We start from the raw sequence: 20,263 nt of genomic DNA, 5'->3' as shown, positions 1-20,263 counted from the left end.
GGGTTCCTACTTTCCGAGGATCAGGCTCATGGCTTCGGCACGGGTGGCAGTCTCGCGCAGCTGGCCGCGCACCGCACTGGTCACGGTCTTCGCTCCGGGCTTCTGCACCCCGCGCATGGACATGCACATGTGCTCGCATTCGACAACGACAATCGCGCCGGCCGGGCTCAGATGCTCCACCAGCGCATCGACGATCTGGGTGGTCAGGCGTTCCTGGACCTGCGGGCGGCGGGCGTACACCTCGACCAGGCGGGCCAGCTTGGACAGGCCGGTGACCTTGCCGCCCTTGCCCGGGATGTAGCCGATATGCGCCGAACCGTAGAAGGGCACCAGGTGGTGCTCGCAGGTCGAGTAGAACGGGATGTCCTTGACCAGCACCATCTCATCGTGCTCGATGTCGAAGGTGGTGGACAGGTGGTCTGCCGGTTGCTGGTGCAGGCCGGCGAAGAACTCCGCGTAGGCCTTGGCCACCCGCTTCGGGGTGTCGACCAGGCCGTCGCGGTCGGGGTCCTCGCCGATGGCCTCCAGGATCTCGCGCACGGCTGCCGCGATCCGCGGCTGGTCAATCTCTTTCAGTTCACTCACGCTTCGATCCTAGTCGGTCGAGGAAGCTGCGCGCTCCTTGGGGCTTAATATCGGGCCCTCGCTGTGCACCGGACGGGCCTCGTTGCTCAGCCAGACTTCGCGCTTCTCGCGCTTGACCAGGTCGGCGAAGATCTCCGCGATCTCCGCCTGGTTCAGGGTCTCGCGCTCCAGCAGGGCCAGGGCCAGGCGGTCGAGCACATGGCGGTTGGCGGTCAGCGCCTGATAGGCGTCGTTGTGCGCCTGCTCGATCAGCTCGCGTACCTCCTGGTCCACGAGGTGGGCCATTTCGTCGGAGAATTCGCGGGCGGCGTTGCCCATGCCCTGCTCGGCTGCCGAGCCGGCCAGGCGCACCGCGCCGACCTTCTCGCTCATGCCGTATTCGGTGACCATCTTGCGCGCGGTGGCGGTGGCCTTCTCGATGTCGTTCGATGCTCCGGTGGACGGGTCGTGGAAGACGATCTCCTCGGCGACGCGCCCGCCCATGGCGTAGGCCATCTGGTCCAGCAGCTCGTTGCGGGTGACCGAGTACTTGTCGGATTCCGGAACCACCATGGTGTAGCCCAGCGCGCGGCCGCGCGGCAGGATGGTGATCTTGGTGACCGGTGCGGTCTGGTTCATCGCGGCGGCGACCAGCGCGTGCCCGCCCTCGTGGTAGGCAGTGACCTTGCGCTCGTGCTCGTCCATCAGCCGGGTGCGCTTCTGCGGGCCGGCCATGACGCGGTCGATGGCCTCATCCAGCGCGCGGTCGTCGATCAGGTTCGCGTTGGAGCGTGCGGTGAGCAGCGCGGCCTCGTTGAGCACGTTGGCCAAATCGGCGCCGGTGTAGCCCGGGGTCTTCTTCGCGACGGCGTTCAGATCCACGGTGGCGTCCATCGGCTTGCCCTTGGCGTGCACCGACAGGATCTGTTCGCGGCCCTTCAAGTCCGGTGCCTCCACCGGGATCTGCCGGTCGAAGCGGCCCGGGCGCAGCAGCGCCGGGTCCAGCACGTCGGGACGGTTGGTCGCGGCGATCAGGATGACGTTGGTGGTGGCGTCGAAGCCGTCCATTTCGACGAGCAGCTGGTTCAGGGTCTGCTCGCGCTCGTCGTTGCCGCCGCCGATGCCGGCGCCGCGGTGGCGGCCCACCGCGTCGATTTCGTCGACGAAGATGATCGCCGGGGAATTGTTCTTGGCCTGTTCGAACAGGTCGCGCACGCGCGAGGCGCCCACGCCGACGAACATCTCGACGAAGTCGGAGCCGGAGATCGAGTAGAACGGCACCTGGGCTTCGCCGGCCACCGCCTTGGCCAGCAGGGTCTTGCCGGTGCCCGGAGGGCCGTAGAGCAGCACGCCCTTGGGGATCTTCGCGCCCAGGGCCTGGAACTTGGCTGGTTCCTGCAGGAATTCCTTGATTTCGTGGAGTTCTTCCACTGCCTCGTCGGCGCCGGCGACGTCCTTGAAGGTCACCTGCGGCATGTCCTTGGTGATCAGCTTCGCCTTGGACTTGCCGAACTGCATGACCTTGGAACCGCCGCCCTGCGAGCGGGCGAGGATGAACCAGAAGATGCCGGCGATCAGCAGGAACGGGATGATGATCCCGAGCATCGACAGCAGCCAGTTGCTTTCCACCGGCTGGTCGGTGAACTTGCCCAGATTGGCCTTGTTGATCTCATCGACGACCTGTTCGGCGCGGGCGGTCGAGTAGTAGAAGCTCACCGTGGTGCCCTTGTCCACGCCGTCCACCTTCAGGGCGTCGCGCAGCTTCAGGTCGACACGCTGGTCGCCGTCGAACATCTTCGCTTCGGTGACATTGCCGCTGGTCAGCTGGTGCAAGCCGACGGAGGTATCCACCTTGGCAGAATTATTGCCAAAGACCATCGGCAGGAACAGCACCACTGCGACGACGCCGACCAAAACCCAAATGATCCAGCTGTTAAAAAGCTTCTTCGTTTTCATTGATCCGCCAGGCCCCGCGCCTGGCGCATCCCCCTCACGCACTGCTCTGGCGTCCGGGTCACGCCACCTTCGATACTTCTCAACGCCCCAATGGCGCGAAAAGTTCCCTACTGATAAATGTGCGGGGCCAAGGTGCCCACGCAATCCAGGTTGCGGTACTTTTCCGCGTAGTCCAGGCCGTAGCCCACGACGAATTCGTTCGGGATGTTCATGCCGACGTACTTGACGTCGATTTCCACCTTGGCTGCCTCGGGCTTGCGCAGCAGGGTGCAGATTTCCACCGATGCCGGGCCGCGGGATTCCAGGTTGGACTTCAGCCAGGACAAGGTCAGGCCGGAGTCGATGATGTCCTCGACGATCAGCACGTGCTTGCCCATCAAGTCGGAATCCAGGTCCTTGAGGATGCGCACCACACCGGAGGACTGGGTACCCGAACCGTAGGATGACACTGCCATCCAGTCCATGGTCAGGTGGGAGTTCAGCGCGCGGACCAGGTCGGCCATGATCATCACGGCGCCCTTGAGCACACCTACCACGAGGATGTCGCGGCCTTCGTAATCCTTGTCGATCTGCGCGGCGAGTTCCTCCACGCGGGCCTGGATTTCTTCCTTGGTGTACAGAACGTGCGCAAGATCGGCTTTGACTGCATTGGAATCCACGAGAATTCTCCTGATTCTAGAGGTGTGGTACTTACCTAGATTGCCACATTTGGCGGATTGTTGTTTAGCCGGTTGTGGTGAAAACTATCACCGATTGCCGGCGGAAGGCGCTGATCGCGCCATCGAGCTGCACCGGACCAGCTGATTTGGACTTGGGGACGCCGAATCCGGCCAGCGCGCAGAGCGCCGCTGTTCGCTCATGGCCCACATTCCGGGCACCGGCTTCCATGGCGGCCAGGCGTAATACTCGCGAGCTGACGGCCACCGGCAGCTTGGCCAGTTCCGCGATCCGCAACCCGTGCTCCGCCTTGGCCGCCTGCGCCCAGGAATCCAGTGCCTGGGCATCGGCGGCGGCCAGGCTGGCGGTGCGCGCCAGGGCAACGGGGAGGTGCTCGCCGAGTTCCGCGCGCAGCAAGGGCAGGATCCGGTGGCGGATGAGATTGCGCCGGTAGCCGGTGTCCGTGTTGCTCGGATCTTCCCAGAAGTCCAGGCCCGCCTCCCGGCAGATCTGCTCGGTCTGCTCCCGGGACAGTTCCAGCAGGGGCCGCCGGTAGGGTCCGCGGCTGGCCGGGATGCCTGCCAGCGAACGGGTACCCGATCCGCGCAGCAATCCGAGCAGCACCTGCTCGGCCTGGTCGTCGCGGGTATGCGCGAGCATCAGCGTCTGCGCATTGTGCTGGATGATCGCCGCTTCGAAGGCCCGGTATCTGGCCTTGCGCGCCGAATCCTCATCTTTCGAGGTCTCGACCCGGATCACCTGCACCGGATCCAGCCCCAGCTCGCGGCACTGCGCGGCGGCGTGCTCGGCCACCTCGGCGCTGCCGGCCTGCAGGCCGTGGTCGATGACCACCGCGCCGAAGGAACCAGGCAGCGTCGCGGCGGCAGTGGCCAGGGCCAGCGAGTCGGCGCCGCCGGAGACCCCGATCAGGTTCAGCCCCGGCGCGCAGCTGGCTTGGATCGCGCCGCGGGCGAGGTGCAGGGCCCGGCTCATCGGGTGCGGGCCAGCCAGCGTTCGGGGTGGTCGAGTTCCTCGGAGCTGGGGAACAGCTCGCGGGCGGTGAAGATCTCGTTGAAGCCTTCATAGCCGATCTCATCGACGATATGACGCACGAATTTCGCCCCGCGCTTGTACTGCAGCGCCTTGGCATCCAGGCCCAGCAGCTTGCCCAGCAGGATCGCCAGGGCCGAGCGGTTCTCGCCGCGGGCTTCGAAACGGCGGCGGATGGTCTTGATGCTGCGGATCGAGGTGACATCGTTCATCACCACCATGGCATGCCCCTCCAGCACCGACATGATGCTGGTCAGCTCGGAAACCTCGGACTTCATGGACTTCAGGCGTTCGCCGAGTGCGCCCATGGAATTGGTAGTGCCGGCCAGCGGTTCGAAGGCCTCGGCCAGCGTCTGCTTCATGACCTCGGGGATCCAGGGGGCATGCTCGAATTGCAGGCGGTGGGTCTGCTCATGGGTGGCGATCCACAGGTAGAAGTCGCGGGCGTTGACGTTAAGTTCGCCGCGGATCTGGGTGATGGTCGGGGCATTGAGCAGCAGCCGGGGTCCGACGAACGGATCGAATTGGCCCAGCACCCGGGTGCCGAGCACCGAGAGCACCGCGCCGAGTTCGGCGCCGGCGATCAGCGGTACCGCGCCGGGGACATCCTGGCGCATTGACGGGAGCATGGCCGCGAAGTTCTGGCTGACGGCCTTGGCCCAGCCTGAGCGGTCCACCACCAGGGTCTGCGCTGGCGCAGTCGAGGCCAGCCTGGAAACCTTCTCGGCCTCCACCAGGCCTTCGCCGGCGGCGATGCGCAGTTCCTCGACGATCCGGGCGGCATCCTGGGACTGGATCTTCGGCCCGGCGGGCATCAGGGTTTTCGCGGCCTTGGCCGCCAGCTTCCAATCGACGAACTGGTTCATTTACTGCTCCTGAGCTTTCAGCTCCGGCAGCCACAACCGCGGATGGCGGTGACTGCAGAGTCAATGGTTGGCTTGTGGGGTGCGAGTGCTCCGTTGGGCTGGTTCGCGTAGATCGAGAAGGCGAGCAGGCGCCCGTCTTCGGTCATGGTCATGCCGGTCAGCGTGGCCACGCCGGTCAGCGAGCCGGTCTTGGCACGGACCAGGCCGAGTGTCGCGGCACCGTCCAGGCGGTGCATCAGGGTGCCGTTGTAGCCGGAGACCGGCAGCGAATAGACGAGCTCGCGCAATTCCGGCTTTCCGCTGGTGGCCGCCGAACGCAGCACTGCGGTCAGCGCGGCGGGCGAAATCTGGTTCTTGGCGGCCAGGCCGCTGGCGTCCACCAGCGAAAGGCCACTCGCCCCGTGCTCGGCGGCTACCGCGGCGACGGCGGCTCCCGCCTGCTCGGCGGGCATATGGCGCTTGAGCGCGACCAGCCGTCCCATGGTTTCGGCGATGTAGTTATCCGAGACCAGCAGCATGTGCTTGACGACATCACGCAGCGGCGCGGATTTCACCTCGGTGATCTGCTCGCCGCCGGCATAGGGTCCGCGGCCGCCCTCGGTCACCGTGATGCGCTCGCCCAGGGCCCGGGCGAAGACCTTGCGGACCTGCTGGGCGGCGTCGGACTGGTAGGCGGTGCTGGTGCTCTGCCCGGCACGCCCGGCGTAGTGCGCTATCGGGTAGACCTCGCCAATATTGTTCGAGGTGAACAACGACTTGTCCCAGTCCGGGTTGCTGTGCGCGTCGCCGAACAGCGAGTCGTCCAGCCACAGCTCGACCTCGCCGATCCCGCGTTTTTCAAGCTCATCGGCGGTCTGCTTGGCCAAGGTCGCCAGTCCTGCATAGCCCTTGGGGTGCGCCGGGTCGGATTCCCCGTCGCCCAGCAGCACATCGCCCCCGCCGCGCAGGATCAGCGTTCCGCCATCGAGCAGCACGCTGGTGGACAGCTGGGTGCCTCCGCCCAGGGCGTCGAGGGCGGCGATGGCGGTGGCGACCTTCAGGCTGGAGGCCGGGGTGCCGTTTGCGGCGGCATTCTTGTCATACAGGACGTTGCCCGTGGCGACGTCCACCACCTGGGCGCTGAAGGAGGTCCGGTCGGGCTTGTCGGCAAGGATGGCGTCCAGCTTCGAGGCGAGGATCCCGGGGTCCGGCTGCACGGCTTCGGGGTCCAGATCCCGCACGGCGACTGGGGATGGCGCGGCCAGCTGCGCGCTGGCCGGGGTGTAGGAAGCTTCGGGCTCCCCGGTGAAGAATCGCGGGGCCAGGAGCATCGCGACGACGACTGCAACCACGGCAACAATCGCCACCCCCAGCGTTATGGCGCGTCGGGCGGCAGTGTTCATATGGTTACATTCCTCTCGCAGTTTTATCCATCAGGCGCAATGGGGCGATACCCTTATTAGCGGATATCCCTAAGACTAGTTTAGGAGTGTGCTTTTCATGAGCCACGACGTGACCATCGAGATCCCTACCGGATCGCGCGTCAAGTACGAGATCGACCACGAGACCCACCGCCTGCGCCTGGATCGCGTGCTGTTCACCTCGATGCAGTACCCAACCCACTACGGCTACTTCGACGATACCTTGGGCGAAGATGGCGATCCATTGGATGCCATGGTCTACCTCCCGGGTGTCGACCTGATCCCAGGCGTTGTCGTGGAAGCCCGCCCGATTGGCGTCTTCAACATGACCGACGATGGCGGTGGCGATGCCAAGCTGCTGTGCGTTCCTGCCGACAAGCGCTTTGACCACATCAAGGAACTTGAAGACATCGACGAATGGCTGATCAAGGAGATCGAGCACTTCTTCACCCGCTACAAGGACCTGGAGCCAGGCAAGTGGGTCAAGGCCGAGGGCTGGGAAGGCCGCGAGGCTGCCGAAGCCGAGCTGGCTCGCTCCATCGAGCGCTTCAAGGCCTAGTCGCAGGACCTGAGCTGAATTGGCGGCGATCCCCATGCGGGGTCGCCGCCATTGCTTTTTCCGGGTGGCCTTATGCCTCGGGCAGCAGCGAGCTGAGCACGTCGTCCTGCGCGGCAACTTCCAGGGTCTGCACGTCCTTGAGCTTGCGCTCCACCGCCCGGGTCCGGGTGCCGGCATCGCGCACCGTGTTCTGCGCCGTGGCCAGCTGCTTGCCCAGCTTGTCCCAAACATCTCCGTACTTGCGGAATTCTTCCTTGGCTGCCGAGAGCACCTGCCACACTTCGCTGCTGCGCTTCTCGATGGCCAGGGTGCGGAAGCCCATTTGCAGCGAGTTCAGCAGGCTCATCAGGGTGGTCGGCCCGGTGACCAGCACCCGGTGCTCGGTCTGCAGCTTGCTGGCCAGCCCCGGGCTGCGCACCACCTCGGCGAACAGGCCTTCGGTGGGCAGGTACATGATGGCGAAGTCGGTGCTGTACGGCGGGGCGATGTACTTGCTGGAGATCAGCTTGGCCTGTTCGAGGATTGCCCGGTCCAGCGCCTTGCCGGCCGCGGCGATGGCCGCCTTGTCTCCGTGCTCCTGGACATCGAGCAGGCGCTCGTAGTCTTCCTGAGGCAGCTTGGAGTCGATCGGCAGGTAGATCGTTCCGGCGTCCCGGCCGGGAAGGATCACCGCGAACTCGACGACCTCGCGGCTGCCAGGGACCACCGCCACGTTCTGCTCGTACTGCTCTGCGGTGAGGATGTCTTCCAGCTGTCGGGCCAGCTGCACTTCTCCCCAGGATCCACGGCTCTTCACGTTGGTAAGCACGCGTTTGAGACCGCCGACATCCTGGGCCAGGGACTGCATTTCACCCAGACCCTTCTGGACCATTTCCAGCCGCTTGCTGACCAGTTCGAAGGAATCCCCGAGCCGCTTCTCCAGGGTCCCCTGCAACTTCTCGTCTACCGTTTCGCGCATCTTCTCGAGCTTGGCTTCATTGCCGGCGCGCAGCTTTTCCATTTCCTGCTGGAGCAGCACCTGGACCTGCAGATGGCGGTTCGCATTGGCTTCGGCCATCGCGGTCAGCTTGGCGTCGAGCTCGGTGCGCACCTCGCCCATGCCCTGGCGCAGTTCGGTGCGCTGGGTCCCCAGTTCTTGCCTCAGCTCCGCATTTCCAGCACGCACCGCGTCCTGGACCTGGGTGCCTTCGGAGCCGGAAGTCCTGCGAATCAGCAGCAGAGCAACACATGCCGTTGCAAGAATATTGAGGATGACGAGTACAAAAACCACGATTATCATGAGCACCTAGCCAAGATCTGTCGAGCGAACCATTACCCCAGTCCTATCAGCGGAGACCGACAGTTTGGGGACATAATGGGTTCATGCACATTCTGGTCACCGGTTTCGATCCCTTCGGCAATGACGCATTCAATGCCAGCGGCGAGGCGGTCCGCCAGCTGCCAGCTCGACTTGGCGAGCACGAGGTGACCACCGCGATCCTGCCGGTGTCCTTCGCGGCCTCCGGGCAGGTCCTTGCCTCGTTGCTGGCCGAGCATCAGCCCGATGCGTTGATTTGCGTTGGCGAGGCCGGGGGCCGAGCCGCGATTACTCCGGAGCGCTGGGCGGTCAACGAGGATCATGCGCGCATTCCAGACAATGATGGAGAGCAGCCTCGCTCAACAGCGATCAGGGAGAACGCCCCGACGCGCGTGGAGGCGAGCATCAATCCAACGGCGGCCGCCCAGGCCCTGCTGGCCGCCGGCCTTGAGGCCAGCGTGTCCGAGGACGCCGGGCGTTTCGTCTGCAATCACGTTGCGTATATGGCCTATTCCCAACCGGTCCCGTCGTTGTTCATCCATGTTCCTGCACTGCGCCCGCCAGGCATCCGGGCCACGGTAGGTGCTGAAACCGATGCAACGACCTGCCAGCCTCATGACGGAGAGCTGAGCCAGCTGCCGCAGGCGCTGGGCATCGCCATTCTGGGTGCACTGGACGCCACCAATCCGACGAGCGCCTGATCCGAAACACGATGAAACGAAAGCCAGGCATCGATAGTGCATAGCAATCCCGCCCGTTGGCTGGTTCTTTTTTCGCTTGCCATTGGCCGGCTTTTCATCGGCACTTTCGCCTTGATCGCATCAGGGATCGCAGCGCCGTGGCTGGACTGGGAGTGATCGGGCTTGGACAAGGAATGTGACCAACTGATACCTGCGGATTGCCGCAGCAGTCCAGCGCGGGGCTAGCCTTGAAGCATCATGACCCTGCATAATCTCACCCCGCTTGATCAGCTGCGCGCTGGAAGGCTCCCGCTACGCCTGGCAAATCTGTTCATTGGCCTGATGCTTTTCGCGCTGGCCATGGCACTGCTGATTCGTGCCCAGCTCGGCGTGGATCCGTGGGATGTGCTGCATCTGGGTCTGGCCAACTACATTCCGCTGTCGCTGGGGACTATCGTGATCATCGTAGGCGTGGTGGTGCTGCTGGCTTGGATCCCGCTGAAGCAGTGGCCCGGACTGGGTACCATTGCCAACGTGCTGCTCATCGGGCTCGGCCTGGATTTCTTCCTCTGGCTCATCCCCGACGTCCAAGGCCTGGGCTGGCAGATCCTGACCCTGGTTGGCGCCATTGCCATCAATGGCCTGGGCGGCGCACTGTACATCGGCTGCCATTTCGGCCCCGGACCACGCGATGGACTGATGACCGGGCTGCATCTGCGGACCGGCAAATCAATCCGCCTGCTGCGCACCAGCATCGAGGTGTGCGTGCTCGGGATCGGCTGGCTGCTCGGCGGACCGGTGGGCGTGGGCACGGTGGCCTATGCACTGCTGATTGGCCCGGCGACGCAGTTCTTCTTCAAGTACGCAATCGTGACGCTGCCAGCCCAGCAGGCCGAGCCCAACCACACCCCTGCCTAGGCGGCCACCTGCCGCCAGGCCGCGGCAATGGCCGGCACAGCCTGCTGAAGCTGCGCACGGTCCTGGGCGAAGGGCAGGCGCATATAGTGCTCCAGCCCGTGCCCCTCGACGGCAAAGGTCGACCCGGGAGCCAGCAGCACGCCCTTCAGCCGGCGGGCCAGCGCGCTGGAACGCGGCTGCGGCAGATGGCACCACAGGCTCAGGCCACCAGCGGGACGGTTGGGTTCCCAATCGGGCAGCAGCTTGCCCAGTTCGCCGATCAGCCAGTCCCGGTTTTCCCGCAGGCCATTGCGGGTCGCCACGGACAGCGCCGGTTGCGAGGCGAGCGCATTGGCCAGCACCAGCTGTTCCAGCACCGGAGCACCCAAGTCCATGCTCATCCGGGAGCGGGCCAGCGCCCCAGCCATATGGCGCGGAGAGCGGATCCAGCCAAGGCGCAGGCCTCCCCAATGCGACTTGCTGGCACTGCCCACGCTGATCAGGTTCCTGGAAAATGCGGCCATCGGCAGAACCTCGGGCCGCTCATCGAGCCATAGCTCGGCGCAGGTCTCATCGACAATCCCCACGGTTCCGGCGCGGTCCAGGTACGCAGCCCAGCGTTCGCGTCCGGCATCATCGAGCAGCGTGCCTACCGGATTGTGGAAATCCGGCAGGCACAGCATCGCCGCGGGCGAGATCGCCTGCAGCGCATCGGCGATCTGCTCAAGATCCGATCCTTCTGGGCCGATCGGCACGGCGGCGGTGCGCGCCCCATGGGCCTTGAGCGCCAGCAACGAATTCGGATAGGTGGGAGATTCTGCCAGCACCGTCTGCCCGCGGCCCAGCACCGCGCGCCCGGCGGCGGCTACCGAGGAGAGCGCACCTGAGGTGACGATGATTTGTTCCGGACTGGTCGGCAGGCCCTTGCGGGTGTAGTGCTCGGCCAGGGCGGCGCGCAATGGCTCAATGCCCAGCGGGTAGTAGCCCATGCCCGCCGCGTAGCGCGGAAGCTGCTCCAGGGCAGCCTCGAACCCGGCGATCATCCCCGCAGGAGCGGTGGGAGCCGCGCATGTCAGGTCGACTGCATGACTTCCAGGCACCGGCCCGAACCCGCCCAGCGGCAACGGCTCCGCGCCTCCGGAGACCGGACCTCCAGGCAGCTGGGCGACGGTCCCCGATCCGCGGCGGGCACTGGCATATCCAGCATCGCGCAGCTCGGAGTACGCGCGCGATACGGTGGTGCGGCTCAGCCCGAGGGCGGCCACGGCGTCGCGTTCGCTGGGCAGCGCCGTGCCGTGCAGGATCCGGCCGTTGGCTATCAGCGCGCGCAGGGCCAGGTAGAGCCAGCGGTAGGCCGGCATTGAAGCATCAATTGCACCGAGCATGCCGGCAAGCGCCGTGGCTGTGACGCGTCCCATGAATCCACCCATTCGAAATTGGCTATTTTTTCCAAGTCCAATTTACCGGAGCATTGCTTCCATGACCATCACGAACCTGTCCCCGCGCCAGCAGCTTTCCGCCGGGCGGCTGCCCCTGCGCTTCACTACCCTCTTCCTTGGCCTGACGCTCTACGCGCTGGCCATGGCAATGCTGATCCGTGCGCAGCTGGGCGTCGACCCTTGGGATGTCTTGCATCTTGGCATCGCGAACCACGTGCCGCTCTCGCTGAGCACCATCGTCATCTTCACCGGCGCCCTGGTATTGCTGGCGTGGATTCCGCTCAAGCAATGGCCGGGACTGGGCACCATCGCCAATACGCTCTATCTGGGCCTGGCGCTGGACTTCTTCCTGCGCATCCTGCCGGAAGTCCACGGCCTGGGCCTGCAGCTGCTGGTGGTCGCCGTCGCGATCCTGGTCAACGGGCTGGGCGGGGCGCTGTACATCGGCAGCCACTTCGGAGCTGGCCCTCGCGACGGGCTGATGACCGGCTTGCATCGGCACACGGGCGTTTCCATCCGGCTGGTCCGCACAGCCCTGGAGCTCTCGGTGCTGGCCATTGGCTGGCTCCTGGGCGGACCGGTAGGCATCGGCACCGTGGCCTATGCCCTGCTCATCGGCCCCGCGACGCAGCTGTTCATCCGGCGGACCAGCATCAGGCTTAGGCAGCGCAGTTAGCCGCGAGGTGCCGTGCAGTGCGAGACAAACCAGGTTGCGCACGCAATACTTGAATCATGTTTGTCGTTGCGCTCAGCCCCCGGCCCCGCTCGGTCACCGATGTTGCCGCCGCCAGCGAGCAGTTGTGGCACCAGCTGGAGCAGGTCGACACGCGCGCGCCGTTCACCGCGCTCAGCGGCCAGCTGCTGCTCGGGGTGCCTGATGGCCCCGAGGCTGCAGTGGACGCGCTGCTGCGCGCGGCACGGCTGAACTTCTGCTATATCGGTTTGGGCATCGGCAGCCTGTATGAGCCGGTGCCCGTGGAGGCCGACCTGGTCGAAGGCAAGGCGGTGCGGCGCGCGCTCGGCGCCCTGGAAGCCGCCAGCCACCGTGGCGAAAGGGTCCCGATCTGCGTGTCCTCGGGAAACGACGAGATGGACGGCGAGCTCGAAGGCCTGCTGCGCATGCTCGGGCATTGGATCCGCACCCGCACCGAGGCCGAATGGGCGGTTGTCGACCTGCTCACCCCCGGGGTGCGCGGGCAGCAGAAAGCCGTCGCCGAGATCCTGGGGATCACCCCGCAGGCGGTCTCCGCCGCGATCGTGCGCTCGGGCTACAACGACGAGCTGGGTGCGCGGGCGGCGATCGCTCGGCTGCTGGAGTACACCGACCAGCTGTAGCAGCTGCGGCTATTCGCCGAGCAGTCCTTCCAGGACGATGGCCAGGCCATCGGCGTCAACGTGTTCGGTGATCTCGTCCGCGGCGTCCTTGACCTCATCCGGGGCCTGGCCCATGGCCACGCCGTGGCCGGCCCACTGGAGCATCTCGATGTCATTGCGCCCGTCGCCGACGGCCAGCGTGTCATCGGCGTGGAAATCCAGGACGGCGCGCAAGCGCTCCAGCCCGCTGGCCTTGGTGGTGCCGTCGGCTGCAATATCCAGCCAGGCGGTCCAGCCCACCGAGTAGGTCACCCCGGAGAGCCCCAGGCTCTGCACTGCATGCCCGAATTCCTCTGCGGTGTTGTCGGTGGAGAAGACCACCACGCGCACTGCCTTGCTGTTCACCAGCTCGCCGAAATCCACCACCTTGCTCTCGGCGCCGAAGCTCATGTCGCCGAAGGTCTCGCTGGAAAGGAACTCACCGCGCTCGTTTTCCAGGGCGTACTTGGCAGTGGGGAGCTGTTCGCGCAGCGCGGTGAGCGCTGTCGAGGGGTCGAAGATCTCGCGGTGCAGGATCTCGACTCCGTCCTTTGACACCTTCGCGAGCACCCCGCCATTGCTGACCACGACGTAGCCGTGGTCGATGCCCAGTTCTTCCATGATGGGCAGGGCCGCACCCAGGGAGCGGCCGGTGGAGATAATCACTTCGTGGCCTTGGGCCACGACTGCCCGCGCGGCGTCGCGCACGCGCTGGCTCATTTCGCCCTGGTGGTTGACGATGGTGCCGTCCACGTCAAGGCAAATCATCAATTTTTGCTTGGTCAGCCGGTCGTCGTTGCCGAGCTTAGTCATAACAGTCATGGCTCAAGTTAACCATCAGCGCAGGTATTTGGCGATGACCCAAGGCACAGCACCAGGTGAACAACCGGTTAAACGCAGGTGCCGGCCGCCCCGCGAGGGGAGGCCGGCACCTGCTCGGCATTGCCTACTTGAGCACTTCGAGTCCGCCGAGGTACGGCTGCAAGGCCTTCGGCACGTTGACCGAACCATCAGGGTTCTGGTGGTTTTCCAGGATCGCGACAATCCAGCGGGTCGTGGCCAGGGTGCCGTTCAGGGTTGCCACCGAACGGGTCTTGCCTGCCTTGCCGTCGACGATCTCGCGTTCGCGGATGTTCAGGCGGCGGGCCTGGAAGGTGGTGCAGTTCGAGGTCGAGGTCAGCTCGCGGAAGGTGCCTTGGGTCGGAACCCAGGCTTCGCAGTCGAACTTGCGCGCGGCGCTCATGCCCAGGTCGCCGGCGGCGGTGTCGATGACGCGGTAGGCCAGCTCCATGCGGCCGAGCATGTCCTCTTCCATGGCCAGCAGCTTCTCGTGCTCCGCCTCGGCGTCCTCGACGCTGGCGTAGACGAACATCTCCAGCTTGTTGAACTGGTGCACGCGGATGATGCCGCGGGTGTCCTTGCCCGCCGAACCGGCCTCGCGGCGGTAGCAGGAGGACCAGCCGGCGTAGCGGATAGGGCCGTCGGACAAATCCATGATCTCGTCCGCGTGGTAGCCGGCCAGGGCCACCTCGGAGGTGCCGACCAGGTACAAGTTGTCGCGCTCGAGCTTGTAGATCTCGTCGTCGTGCTCGACGTCGAAGCCGGTGCCCTGCATGGTTTCCGGGCGGACCAGGGTCGGGGTGATCATCGGAATGAAGCCGTGGTCCATGGCCACATCCAGGGCCATGTTCATCATCGCGATTTCCAGGCGGGCGCCGATGCCCTTGAGGAAGTAGAAGCGGGAGCCGGAGACCTTGGCGCCGCGCTCCATGTCGATGGCGTCCAGCTTCTCGGCGATCTGCAGGTGGTCCAGCGGCTCGAAGCCCTCGGCCTTGAAGTCGCGGATGGTGCCCACGTGCTTGACGACGGTGAAGTCGTCTTCGCCGCCGGCGGGGATGCCGTCGATGATCAGGTTGGGGATGGAACGCTGCAGGGCGGTGCACTTGGCGGCGGCCGTATCGGACTCGGCCTGGGCAGACTTGACCGCGGCGGCGAGCTCCTTGACCTCGGCAAGCAGGGCGGCGCGCTCGTCGCCCTTGGCCTTGCCGACCTTCTTGGAGAACGCATTCTGCTCGGCACGCAGGCGCTCGTAGGTGGCGATGGTTTCACGACGTGCCGTGTCAGCTGCCAGCAGCTGGTCGATTAACGACTCGTCGGCACCGCGCGCGCGTTGCGAGGCACGGTACAAATCCGGATTTTCGGTGAGCATTTTCAGGTCGATCACATGATAAGGGTAGCAATCATGAGTACGATGAGAGCATTATGCAGACAAATCGTGTGATCGTTTTCTCTGCCGTGGTTGCTGCAGCTGCCGCCGCGGCGACCAGTTGGTATTCGGTGCGCAAGCTTTCGAACTACAGCAAGCCATTGGCCAAGCAGCCCGAAGCGGCCGCCCAGTCGGTCGCCGCAAAGGTGGCCCTGGTGATCAATCCTTCCAAGTCAGGTGCTGGCGAAGCGAGGGAAGCAGTGGCCCGTGTCTGCGCCGAGGCAGGACTGGAAGCGCCCCTGGTCCTTGAAACCACCAAGGAGAATCCCGGCCAGGACGCAGCCCGGGAAGCACTCGATGCGCAATGCGACACAATTATTGCCGCCGGCGGCGACGGAACCATCCGCGCCGTCGCAGAAGTGCTCGAAGGCACCGACGCGTCCCTGGGGATCCTGCCGCTGGGCACCGGAAACCTGCTGGCCCGCAACGTGGACATCCCCGTGGATGACCTGCATACCGCGGCGCTGGTCGCGGTACGCGGAATGGTTCGCCGGATCGACGTCGGGCATATGAAGCTGCAGCTGCTGGACGGCAACGAGGCAGACCATGCGTTCCTGGTCATCGCCGGCGTGGGCACCGACGCAGACCTGTTCGACGACACCAATGAAGAGCTGAAATCCAAGGTTGGCTGGCTTGCCTATTCGGAAGCCGGGCTGCGCCAGCTGCCGGGCCGGCGCAAGAAGGTCAGCTTCAAGCTCTCGGAGGACGAGAGCTGGCAGACCCGCAAGGTCCGTTCGGTGCTGTTCGCCAATTGCGGCAAGCTGCAGGGCCTGGATTTCGTGCCGGACGCCAAGATCGACGACGGCGTGCTGGATGCCGTGGTGCTCTCGCCCCGCTCGGCCGCGGGCTGGACGTGGATCCTGCTGAAGACCGCATTCCGCGCCAAGAACAAGATCCCGGTCATGAGCTTCTACCAGACCACTGGCGTGTCGCTGCGCTGCGATGAGCCGATGAATACCCAGATCGATGGGGACCCCACCGGCCAGGTCAATGAACTGCAGGTGTCCGTGAACCCGAGCGCACTGCGCCTGCGCGCCCCATAACTGCTGCTGATCCCCCGGCCGTTTCCCCTCCAGGAGGAACGGCCGGGGGATCACTGTGCCTAGACCCGGTCGCGCAGCGACTGCACCCAGGCGCGGGCCTCGCTGAAGGCCGCGTCGGAATTGTGCGTGTCCACGGATGCTTCCAGGCCTTGAGCCGCCGGGTAGGAACCGAGGAAGCGAAGCTTCGGGGACAGCCGGTGCAGCCCCGACAGCGCGGCGGCAACGCGTTCCTCGGCCACATGGCCTTCGATATCCACGGAGAAGAAGTACTCCCCCAGGCTCTTGCCGGTAGGCCGGGATTCAATGCGCGACAGGTTCACGCCGCGTGCGGTGAATTGCTCCAGGAGTTCCATCAGCGCACCGGGACGGTCTTCTGGAAGCGGCAGGATCAGCGTTGACTTGTCCACACCGGTCGGCTGCGGAATCCTTCCCGGGCGGGTGACCAGGATGAAGCGGGTGACCGCTCCGACGTTGTCCTCGACGCCGCTCACCAGCACCTTCAAGCCGCGTTCCTGGGCCACCAGCGGAGAGCAGATCGCCGCATCATGCGGAGGATCCGCCTCTTCGAGGGCCAGGGCGCCGGCGGCTGTGGAGGAGGCCGGAGTGAATGCGGCACCGGGAATATTTGCTTCGGCCCATAAGCGGCACTGTGCCCAGGCATGCCCATGGGTGGAGATCTGCTTGATCTGCTCCAGCGAGTCGATGCCGGGGCGCACCGCCAACACGAAGGTGATCGGAACCAGGATCTCGGAGACAATCTGCAGCGATTCGCCCTGGGCAATCGCGTCCAGGGTGGCCGAAACGCCGCCTTCTACAGAGTTCTCGATCGGCACCATCGCCGCATCTGCGGCACCTTCGCGCACCATGGACAGCGCCACGTTGACGTTGGAGGCGGGAATCCGCTGCGCATCGGCAGCCCCGGGAACCTGCAGGAGGGCCGACTCGGTGAAGGTGCCCGCAGGTCCCAGATAGGCATAGTTCATCGTACGGTTGGCTCCTGGCCGTTGTCCGCTTCCATTGGCAGGCCCGCTTCGATCCACGCATCCGAGCCGCCGGCAACATTGAAGGCGGTGTAGCCCATCGCGGTGAGCCACGAGGCGGCCTGGGCCGAACGGCCGCCGGTACGGCAGATGACGTAGGTGTCTACATCCGGGTCAAGCTCCGATACCTTCTCCGGCAGGGTGCCCAGGGGAATATGGGTGGCTCCGGCGGCACGGCCGGCTTCCCATTCGAAGTCTTCGCGCACATCGAGGATGAAGGCGTCCTTCGGGACATCATTGACCTGGACAGTCTCAAAATCGCTCACGGCTAGCATTCCTCTCACATAGGGTGTTTGCTTATAAGACTAGTCATTTCCTGCGTCGAAAGCCGACATGTTTCCCTCAAGCGCCCTGAAATTGCGAGACGAGCTGGCCCGCGGCGAGCGTTCAAGCCGCGAGGTGACCGAGCACTACCTCAAGCGCATCGAAGAGCAGGCGGACCTCGGTGCTTTCGTCCACGTGGCGGAGAATGCGATGGAGGCCGCGGCAGCGGCCGACGAGGCGCATGCCCGCGGGGAGATTGGCCGGTTGCACGGTCTTCCCACCGCGTTCAAGGACCTGAACGATGTGGCGGGGATGCCTACCACCTACGGCACCGCGGCCATGCCAGCAGCGGTGGCCGGACGCGACCACTCCTTGGTGGCCAGGCTTCGCACCGAGGGCGTGGTGATCCTGGGCAAGACCCAGGTCCCGGAGTTCGGGCTGAGCAGCTATTCCGAGAACCTCATCGCTCCCCCTTCGCGCAATCCCTTCGATCCAACGCGCACTTCGGGCGGCTCCTCCGGCGGGCAGGCCGCGGCAATTGCCGCCGGCATGATTCCGCTGGGCCCGGGCTCCGATGGCGGCGGCTCGGTCCGCATCCCGGCGGCGGCCTGCGGACTGGTGGGGCTGAAGCCTTCCTTGGGGCGCATCCCCAGCGACATCCTCGATGGCTACACCGACCCCATGGGTGCGCCGAAATTAACCGTCAGCGGACCGCTGGCCCATGATGCCCTGGATGCGGCTTTGCTGCTGGACGCCATGCGCGGGAAGGACCACTACCTGCCGTTGCTGCAGGGCAGCTACCCCCAGCGCCTGGATGGCCTGAAAATCGGGTACAGCACCCACTCGCCTTTTGAACCCGTCTACGAGATTGAGCTGTCGCAGGAAGCCCGGGCGGCCTTCGCCCAAGGACTTGAACGCCTGGGCGAACGCCATCGCGTCCAGCCGGCGAACCTGCACTATGCCACCGACTATCCGGAAACCTTCGCGGCAGTGTGGACCAACGGGCTGAAATCCGTTCAGGTCTCGGATGATTCGCTGCTGGGAGAACTGGCAAGGGACTTCCGCCGGCGCGCCGCCGAGCGCTCCCTGGAGCAGAGCCTGCAGGCCGGGTCGCGGTTGAAGCAGATAGCGGCTGACTTCGTGCGCCAATGGTCCGCCTTCGATGTGGTGGCTACCCCTGCCATGGCGTCAATCCCGCCGAAGATCGGGCACTATACACAATCCACGGCAGATGTGGATTATATGTTGCAGTGCCAGTACACCCCCTACACGTCCATGGTGAACGTCGCCTCGGTAGCTGCCATCACCGTTCCGGTGGGCCACTCCAATGAGGGGTTACCCATGAGTATTCAGCTGATTTCCCCGCGTTCCGACGAAGGCCTGCTGCTCGCGCTGGCCGCTCAGATGCAGTTGTGAGCTTTCCCATATAAGTAGGTACTCGCGTAGGCAAAAGCGAAAAATGTTACGTATGTCTACTGCAACAACGAGCACCAAATCTTCCGGAAAGACCTTCTTCGGTCATCCCGGTGCGCTCGCAAGCCTGTTCAGCGTCGAAATGTGGGAGCGATTCTCCTTCTACGGCATGCAGGGCTTGCTGGCCTACTACATGTACTACTCGGTCACCGACGGCGGCTTGGGCATGGACCAGGGCCTGGCCCTGTCGCTGGTCGGCGCCTACGGCGGCGCCGTGTACCTGTCCACCATCCTGGGCGCCTGGCTCTCCGACCGCCTGTTCGGCTCGGAACGGGTCCTGTTCTTCTCGGCCATCGCGATCATGCTCGGCCACATCGGCCTGGCCCTGTTGCCCGGCTATGTGGGCCTAATCGTCGGACTGGTCCTCGTTGCCATCGGCTCCGGCGGCCTGAAGGCCAACGCCGTAGCCCTGGTCGGCTCCCTGTACTCCAAGGATGATCCGCGCATCGATGCAGGCTTCTCCCTGTTCTACATGGGCGTGAACATCGGCGGCCTGCTCGGACCGCTGCTCACCGGCTGGCTGCAGGTCAAGTACGGTTTCCACATCGGCTTCGCGGCCGCAGCTGTCGGCATGGCCATCGGCCTGGCGATCTACGCCATGGGCCGCAAGAAGCTGCCGGAATCCGGCCGCATCCCGAGCAACCCTTTGCCGGCCGCCGAGCGCAACCGCTACGTGGTCATCTTCGTCGCCGTGATCGTCCTGATCATTGCCGCATTCGCGTCCAAGATCGTGACCCCGCAGAATCTGGCAAGCACCATCGCCTACGTGGTGATCGCCGCGTCGATCGTGTACTTCGCATTGATCCTGCGCAGCAAGAAGGTCAACGCCACCGAACGCAAGCAGGTCTGGGCCTTCATTCCGTTCTACATCGGTTCGGCTGCCTTCTGGGCCCTGTTCCAGCAGCAGTTCACCTTCATCGCCGCCTACTCGGACCAGCGGCTCGACCGCCACCTGGGCAGCTGGGAAATGCCGCCGAGCTGGGTCACCTCGATCAACCCGGTCTTCATCATCATCTTCGCCGGCATCTTCGCCGCCCTGTGGACCAAGCTGGGCAAGCGCCAGCCACGCACCTCGATGAAGTTCGGACTGTCGCTGGTGGTTGTGGGCGCGGCCTTCCTGCTGTTCATCCCGCTGGAATCCTTCGTGAAGACTCCGCTGCTGGCGCTGGTCGGCATCCTGCTGCTGTGCACCTTTGCCGAGCTGCTGCTCTCCCCGGTGGGCCAGGCAATTGCCACCAAGCTGGCGCCGGCCGCCTTCGGCACCCAGATGATCGCCTTGTTCTTCCTCTCGGTTTCGCTGGGCACCACCCTGTCGGGTGTGCTGGCCGGCTACTACACCGAGGGCAATGAGATCCCGTACTTCATCGGCATGGGCGGCACCGCCGTCGTCCTGGGTATCGCCATGATGGCAGCTACCCCGGCCCTGAAGAAGCTGATGGGCTCGATCCACTAAGCATTC

At 65.0% G+C, this 20,263-nt stretch carries 20 protein-coding genes; 8 read left to right on the top strand and 12 right to left on the bottom strand.

Annotated features, from left to right (window positions below):
- Positions 1–6: 6 nt before the first annotated feature.
- The 6 genes from folE to dacB form a co-directional block, all read right to left on the bottom strand.
- A complete protein-coding gene (gene folE, locus ATK23_RS14030) occupies positions 7–585 on the bottom strand; it encodes a GTP cyclohydrolase I FolE (protein ID WP_073707224.1) in 579 nt (192 codons plus the stop codon).
- Between the two features lie 9 nt (positions 586–594).
- Positions 595–2,520: an ATP-dependent zinc metalloprotease FtsH gene (gene ftsH / locus ATK23_RS14025; RefSeq protein ID WP_038992651.1), complete on the bottom strand. Its 1,926-nt coding sequence runs from the start codon at positions 2,518–2,520 to the stop codon at positions 595–597.
- Between the two features lie 107 nt (positions 2,521–2,627).
- Positions 2,628–3,179, bottom strand: a complete 552-nt coding sequence (gene hpt, locus ATK23_RS14020) for a hypoxanthine phosphoribosyltransferase (RefSeq protein WP_066142598.1) — start codon at positions 3,177–3,179, stop codon at positions 2,628–2,630.
- A gap of 64 nt (positions 3,180–3,243) precedes the next feature.
- Positions 3,244–4,170 carry a tRNA lysidine(34) synthetase TilS gene (gene tilS, locus ATK23_RS14015; protein WP_066142603.1) on the bottom strand — a complete coding sequence of 309 codons (927 nt, stop codon included), beginning with the start codon at positions 4,168–4,170 and terminating at the stop codon, positions 3,244–3,246.
- The gene (locus ATK23_RS14010; protein WP_066142606.1) at positions 4,167–5,093 is read right to left on the bottom strand and encodes a zinc-dependent metalloprotease; all 927 of its coding nucleotides are present in this window, start codon (positions 5,091–5,093) and stop codon (positions 4,167–4,169) included. Before ATK23_RS14010 ends, tilS begins: the two co-directional genes overlap by 4 nt.
- Before the next feature lie 17 nt (positions 5,094–5,110).
- Complete coding sequence (gene dacB, locus ATK23_RS14005; protein ID WP_066142610.1) at positions 5,111–6,475, bottom strand: D-alanyl-D-alanine carboxypeptidase/D-alanyl-D-alanine endopeptidase; 1,365 nt, start codon at positions 6,473–6,475, stop codon at positions 5,111–5,113.
- A gap of 97 nt (positions 6,476–6,572) precedes the next feature.
- Here dacB and ATK23_RS14000 point away from each other — a divergent pair, with 97 nt between their 5' ends.
- Positions 6,573–7,052, top strand: coding sequence for an inorganic diphosphatase (locus ATK23_RS14000; protein WP_038992659.1), 480 nt, complete (start codon positions 6,573–6,575; stop codon positions 7,050–7,052).
- Positions 7,053–7,122: 70 nt separating this feature from the next.
- Here the strand turns inward: ATK23_RS14000 and ATK23_RS13995 are convergent, their stop codons facing one another.
- On the bottom strand, positions 7,123–8,331 hold the full coding sequence (locus ATK23_RS13995) for a DNA recombination protein RmuC (RefSeq protein ID WP_066142614.1): 1,209 nt from the start codon (positions 8,329–8,331) through the stop codon (positions 7,123–7,125).
- Positions 8,332–8,414: 83 nt separating this feature from the next.
- Here ATK23_RS13995 and ATK23_RS13990 point away from each other — a divergent pair, with 83 nt between their 5' ends.
- Together ATK23_RS13990 and yczE (ATK23_RS13985) are read left to right on the top strand one after the other, a co-directional pair.
- Positions 8,415–9,050 carry a pyroglutamyl-peptidase I gene (locus ATK23_RS13990; protein WP_066142618.1) on the top strand — a complete coding sequence of 212 codons (636 nt, stop codon included), beginning with the start codon at positions 8,415–8,417 and terminating at the stop codon, positions 9,048–9,050.
- 237 nt (positions 9,051–9,287) lie between these two features.
- Positions 9,288–9,947 carry a membrane protein YczE gene (gene yczE, locus ATK23_RS13985; RefSeq protein ID WP_066142621.1) on the top strand — a complete coding sequence of 220 codons (660 nt, stop codon included), beginning with the start codon at positions 9,288–9,290 and terminating at the stop codon, positions 9,945–9,947.
- Here yczE (ATK23_RS13985) and yczR read toward each other — a convergent pair.
- Complete coding sequence (gene yczR / locus ATK23_RS13980; RefSeq protein WP_167550515.1) at positions 9,944–11,344, bottom strand: MocR-like transcription factor YczR; 1,401 nt, start codon at positions 11,342–11,344, stop codon at positions 9,944–9,946. The two genes, yczE (ATK23_RS13985) and yczR, sit on opposite strands and share 4 nt — an antisense overlap.
- Before the next feature lie 61 nt (positions 11,345–11,405).
- Here yczR and yczE (ATK23_RS13975) point away from each other — a divergent pair, with 61 nt between their 5' ends.
- Both yczE (ATK23_RS13975) and ATK23_RS13970 read left to right on the top strand, forming a co-directional pair.
- Positions 11,406–12,041 carry a membrane protein YczE gene (gene yczE, locus ATK23_RS13975; RefSeq protein WP_066142627.1) on the top strand — a complete coding sequence of 212 codons (636 nt, stop codon included), beginning with the start codon at positions 11,406–11,408 and terminating at the stop codon, positions 12,039–12,041.
- A gap of 56 nt (positions 12,042–12,097) precedes the next feature.
- The gene (locus ATK23_RS13970; RefSeq protein ID WP_066142631.1) at positions 12,098–12,700 is read left to right on the top strand and encodes a hypothetical protein; all 603 of its coding nucleotides are present in this window, start codon (positions 12,098–12,100) and stop codon (positions 12,698–12,700) included.
- A gap of 9 nt (positions 12,701–12,709) precedes the next feature.
- On the opposite strand, the gene ATK23_RS13965 is transcribed toward ATK23_RS13970, so the two are convergent.
- The gene (locus tag ATK23_RS13965) at positions 12,710–13,540 is read right to left on the bottom strand and encodes an HAD family hydrolase (RefSeq protein ID WP_066142634.1); all 831 of its coding nucleotides are present in this window, start codon (positions 13,538–13,540) and stop codon (positions 12,710–12,712) included.
- A gap of 124 nt (positions 13,541–13,664) precedes the next feature.
- Positions 13,665–14,942, bottom strand: a complete 1,278-nt coding sequence (gene serS / locus ATK23_RS13960; RefSeq protein ID WP_066142640.1) for a serine--tRNA ligase — start codon at positions 14,940–14,942, stop codon at positions 13,665–13,667.
- A gap of 38 nt (positions 14,943–14,980) precedes the next feature.
- On the opposite strand from serS, the gene ATK23_RS13955 reads away from it, so the two are divergent.
- The gene (locus tag ATK23_RS13955) at positions 14,981–16,027 is read left to right on the top strand and encodes a diacylglycerol/lipid kinase family protein (RefSeq protein ID WP_038992672.1); all 1,047 of its coding nucleotides are present in this window, start codon (positions 14,981–14,983) and stop codon (positions 16,025–16,027) included.
- A 59-nt stretch (positions 16,028–16,086) separates the two neighbouring features.
- Here the strand turns inward: ATK23_RS13955 and pheA are convergent, their stop codons facing one another.
- Together pheA and ATK23_RS13945 are read right to left on the bottom strand one after the other, a co-directional pair.
- Positions 16,087–17,010: a prephenate dehydratase gene (gene pheA, locus ATK23_RS13950; protein WP_038992673.1), complete on the bottom strand. Its 924-nt coding sequence runs from the start codon at positions 17,008–17,010 to the stop codon at positions 16,087–16,089.
- Complete coding sequence (locus ATK23_RS13945; RefSeq protein WP_038993350.1) at positions 17,007–17,333, bottom strand: rhodanese-like domain-containing protein; 327 nt, start codon at positions 17,331–17,333, stop codon at positions 17,007–17,009. The genes pheA and ATK23_RS13945 overlap by 4 nt, the downstream gene beginning before the upstream one ends.
- Before the next feature lie 67 nt (positions 17,334–17,400).
- Here ATK23_RS13945 and ATK23_RS13940 point away from each other — a divergent pair, with 67 nt between their 5' ends.
- A complete protein-coding gene (locus ATK23_RS13940; RefSeq protein WP_066142644.1) occupies positions 17,401–18,747 on the top strand; it encodes an amidase in 1,347 nt (448 codons plus the stop codon).
- Between the two features lie 52 nt (positions 18,748–18,799).
- On the top strand, positions 18,800–20,257 hold the full coding sequence (locus ATK23_RS13935; protein WP_083515630.1) for a peptide MFS transporter: 1,458 nt from the start codon (positions 18,800–18,802) through the stop codon (positions 20,255–20,257).
- Positions 20,258–20,263: the final 6 nt, after the last annotated feature.

The sequence above is a fragment of the Glutamicibacter nicotianae genome, assembly GCF_002797775.1.
GTDB classification, from domain to species: domain Bacteria; phylum Actinomycetota; class Actinomycetes; order Actinomycetales; family Micrococcaceae; genus Glutamicibacter; species Glutamicibacter nicotianae.
The sequence above is the reverse complement of the archived record's forward strand: the minus strand, read 5'-3'. Positions and strand labels throughout refer to the sequence as shown.

Excerpts from the sequence above, each read along its gene's own strand:
- ATK23_RS13965 (WP_066142634.1), bottom strand. The coding sequence starts at position 13,540 with ATGACTGTTATGACTAAGCTCGGCAACGACGACCGGCTGACCAAGCAA.
- ATK23_RS13995 (WP_066142614.1), bottom strand. The coding sequence starts at position 8,331 with ATGATAATCGTGGTTTTTGTACTCGTCATCCTCAATATTCTTGCAACG.
- ATK23_RS14010 (WP_066142606.1), bottom strand. The coding sequence starts at position 5,093 with ATGAACCAGTTCGTCGATTGGAAGCTGGCGGCCAAGGCCGCGAAAACC.
- yczE (WP_066142627.1), top strand. The coding sequence starts at position 11,406 with ATGACCATCACGAACCTGTCCCCGCGCCAGCAGCTTTCCGCCGGGCGG.
- ATK23_RS13935 (WP_083515630.1), top strand. The coding sequence starts at position 18,800 with ATGTCTACTGCAACAACGAGCACCAAATCTTCCGGAAAGACCTTCTTC.
- yczE (WP_066142621.1), top strand. The coding sequence starts at position 9,288 with ATGACCCTGCATAATCTCACCCCGCTTGATCAGCTGCGCGCTGGAAGG.
- ATK23_RS13955 (WP_038992672.1), top strand. The coding sequence starts at position 14,981 with ATGCAGACAAATCGTGTGATCGTTTTCTCTGCCGTGGTTGCTGCAGCT.
- dacB (WP_066142610.1), bottom strand. The coding sequence starts at position 6,475 with ATGAACACTGCCGCCCGACGCGCCATAACGCTGGGGGTGGCGATTGTT.
- ATK23_RS13990 (WP_066142618.1), top strand. The coding sequence starts at position 8,415 with ATGCACATTCTGGTCACCGGTTTCGATCCCTTCGGCAATGACGCATTC.
- yczR (WP_167550515.1), bottom strand. The coding sequence starts at position 11,344 with ATGGGACGCGTCACAGCCACGGCGCTTGCCGGCATGCTCGGTGCAATT.
- tilS (WP_066142603.1), bottom strand. The coding sequence starts at position 4,170 with ATGAGCCGGGCCCTGCACCTCGCCCGCGGCGCGATCCAAGCCAGCTGC.
- pheA (WP_038992673.1), bottom strand. The coding sequence starts at position 17,010 with ATGAACTATGCCTATCTGGGACCTGCGGGCACCTTCACCGAGTCGGCC.
- ATK23_RS14000 (WP_038992659.1), top strand. The coding sequence starts at position 6,573 with ATGAGCCACGACGTGACCATCGAGATCCCTACCGGATCGCGCGTCAAG.
- ftsH (WP_038992651.1), bottom strand. The coding sequence starts at position 2,520 with ATGAAAACGAAGAAGCTTTTTAACAGCTGGATCATTTGGGTTTTGGTC.
- ATK23_RS13940 (WP_066142644.1), top strand. The coding sequence starts at position 17,401 with ATGTTTCCCTCAAGCGCCCTGAAATTGCGAGACGAGCTGGCCCGCGGC.
- ATK23_RS13970 (WP_066142631.1), top strand. The coding sequence starts at position 12,098 with ATGTTTGTCGTTGCGCTCAGCCCCCGGCCCCGCTCGGTCACCGATGTT.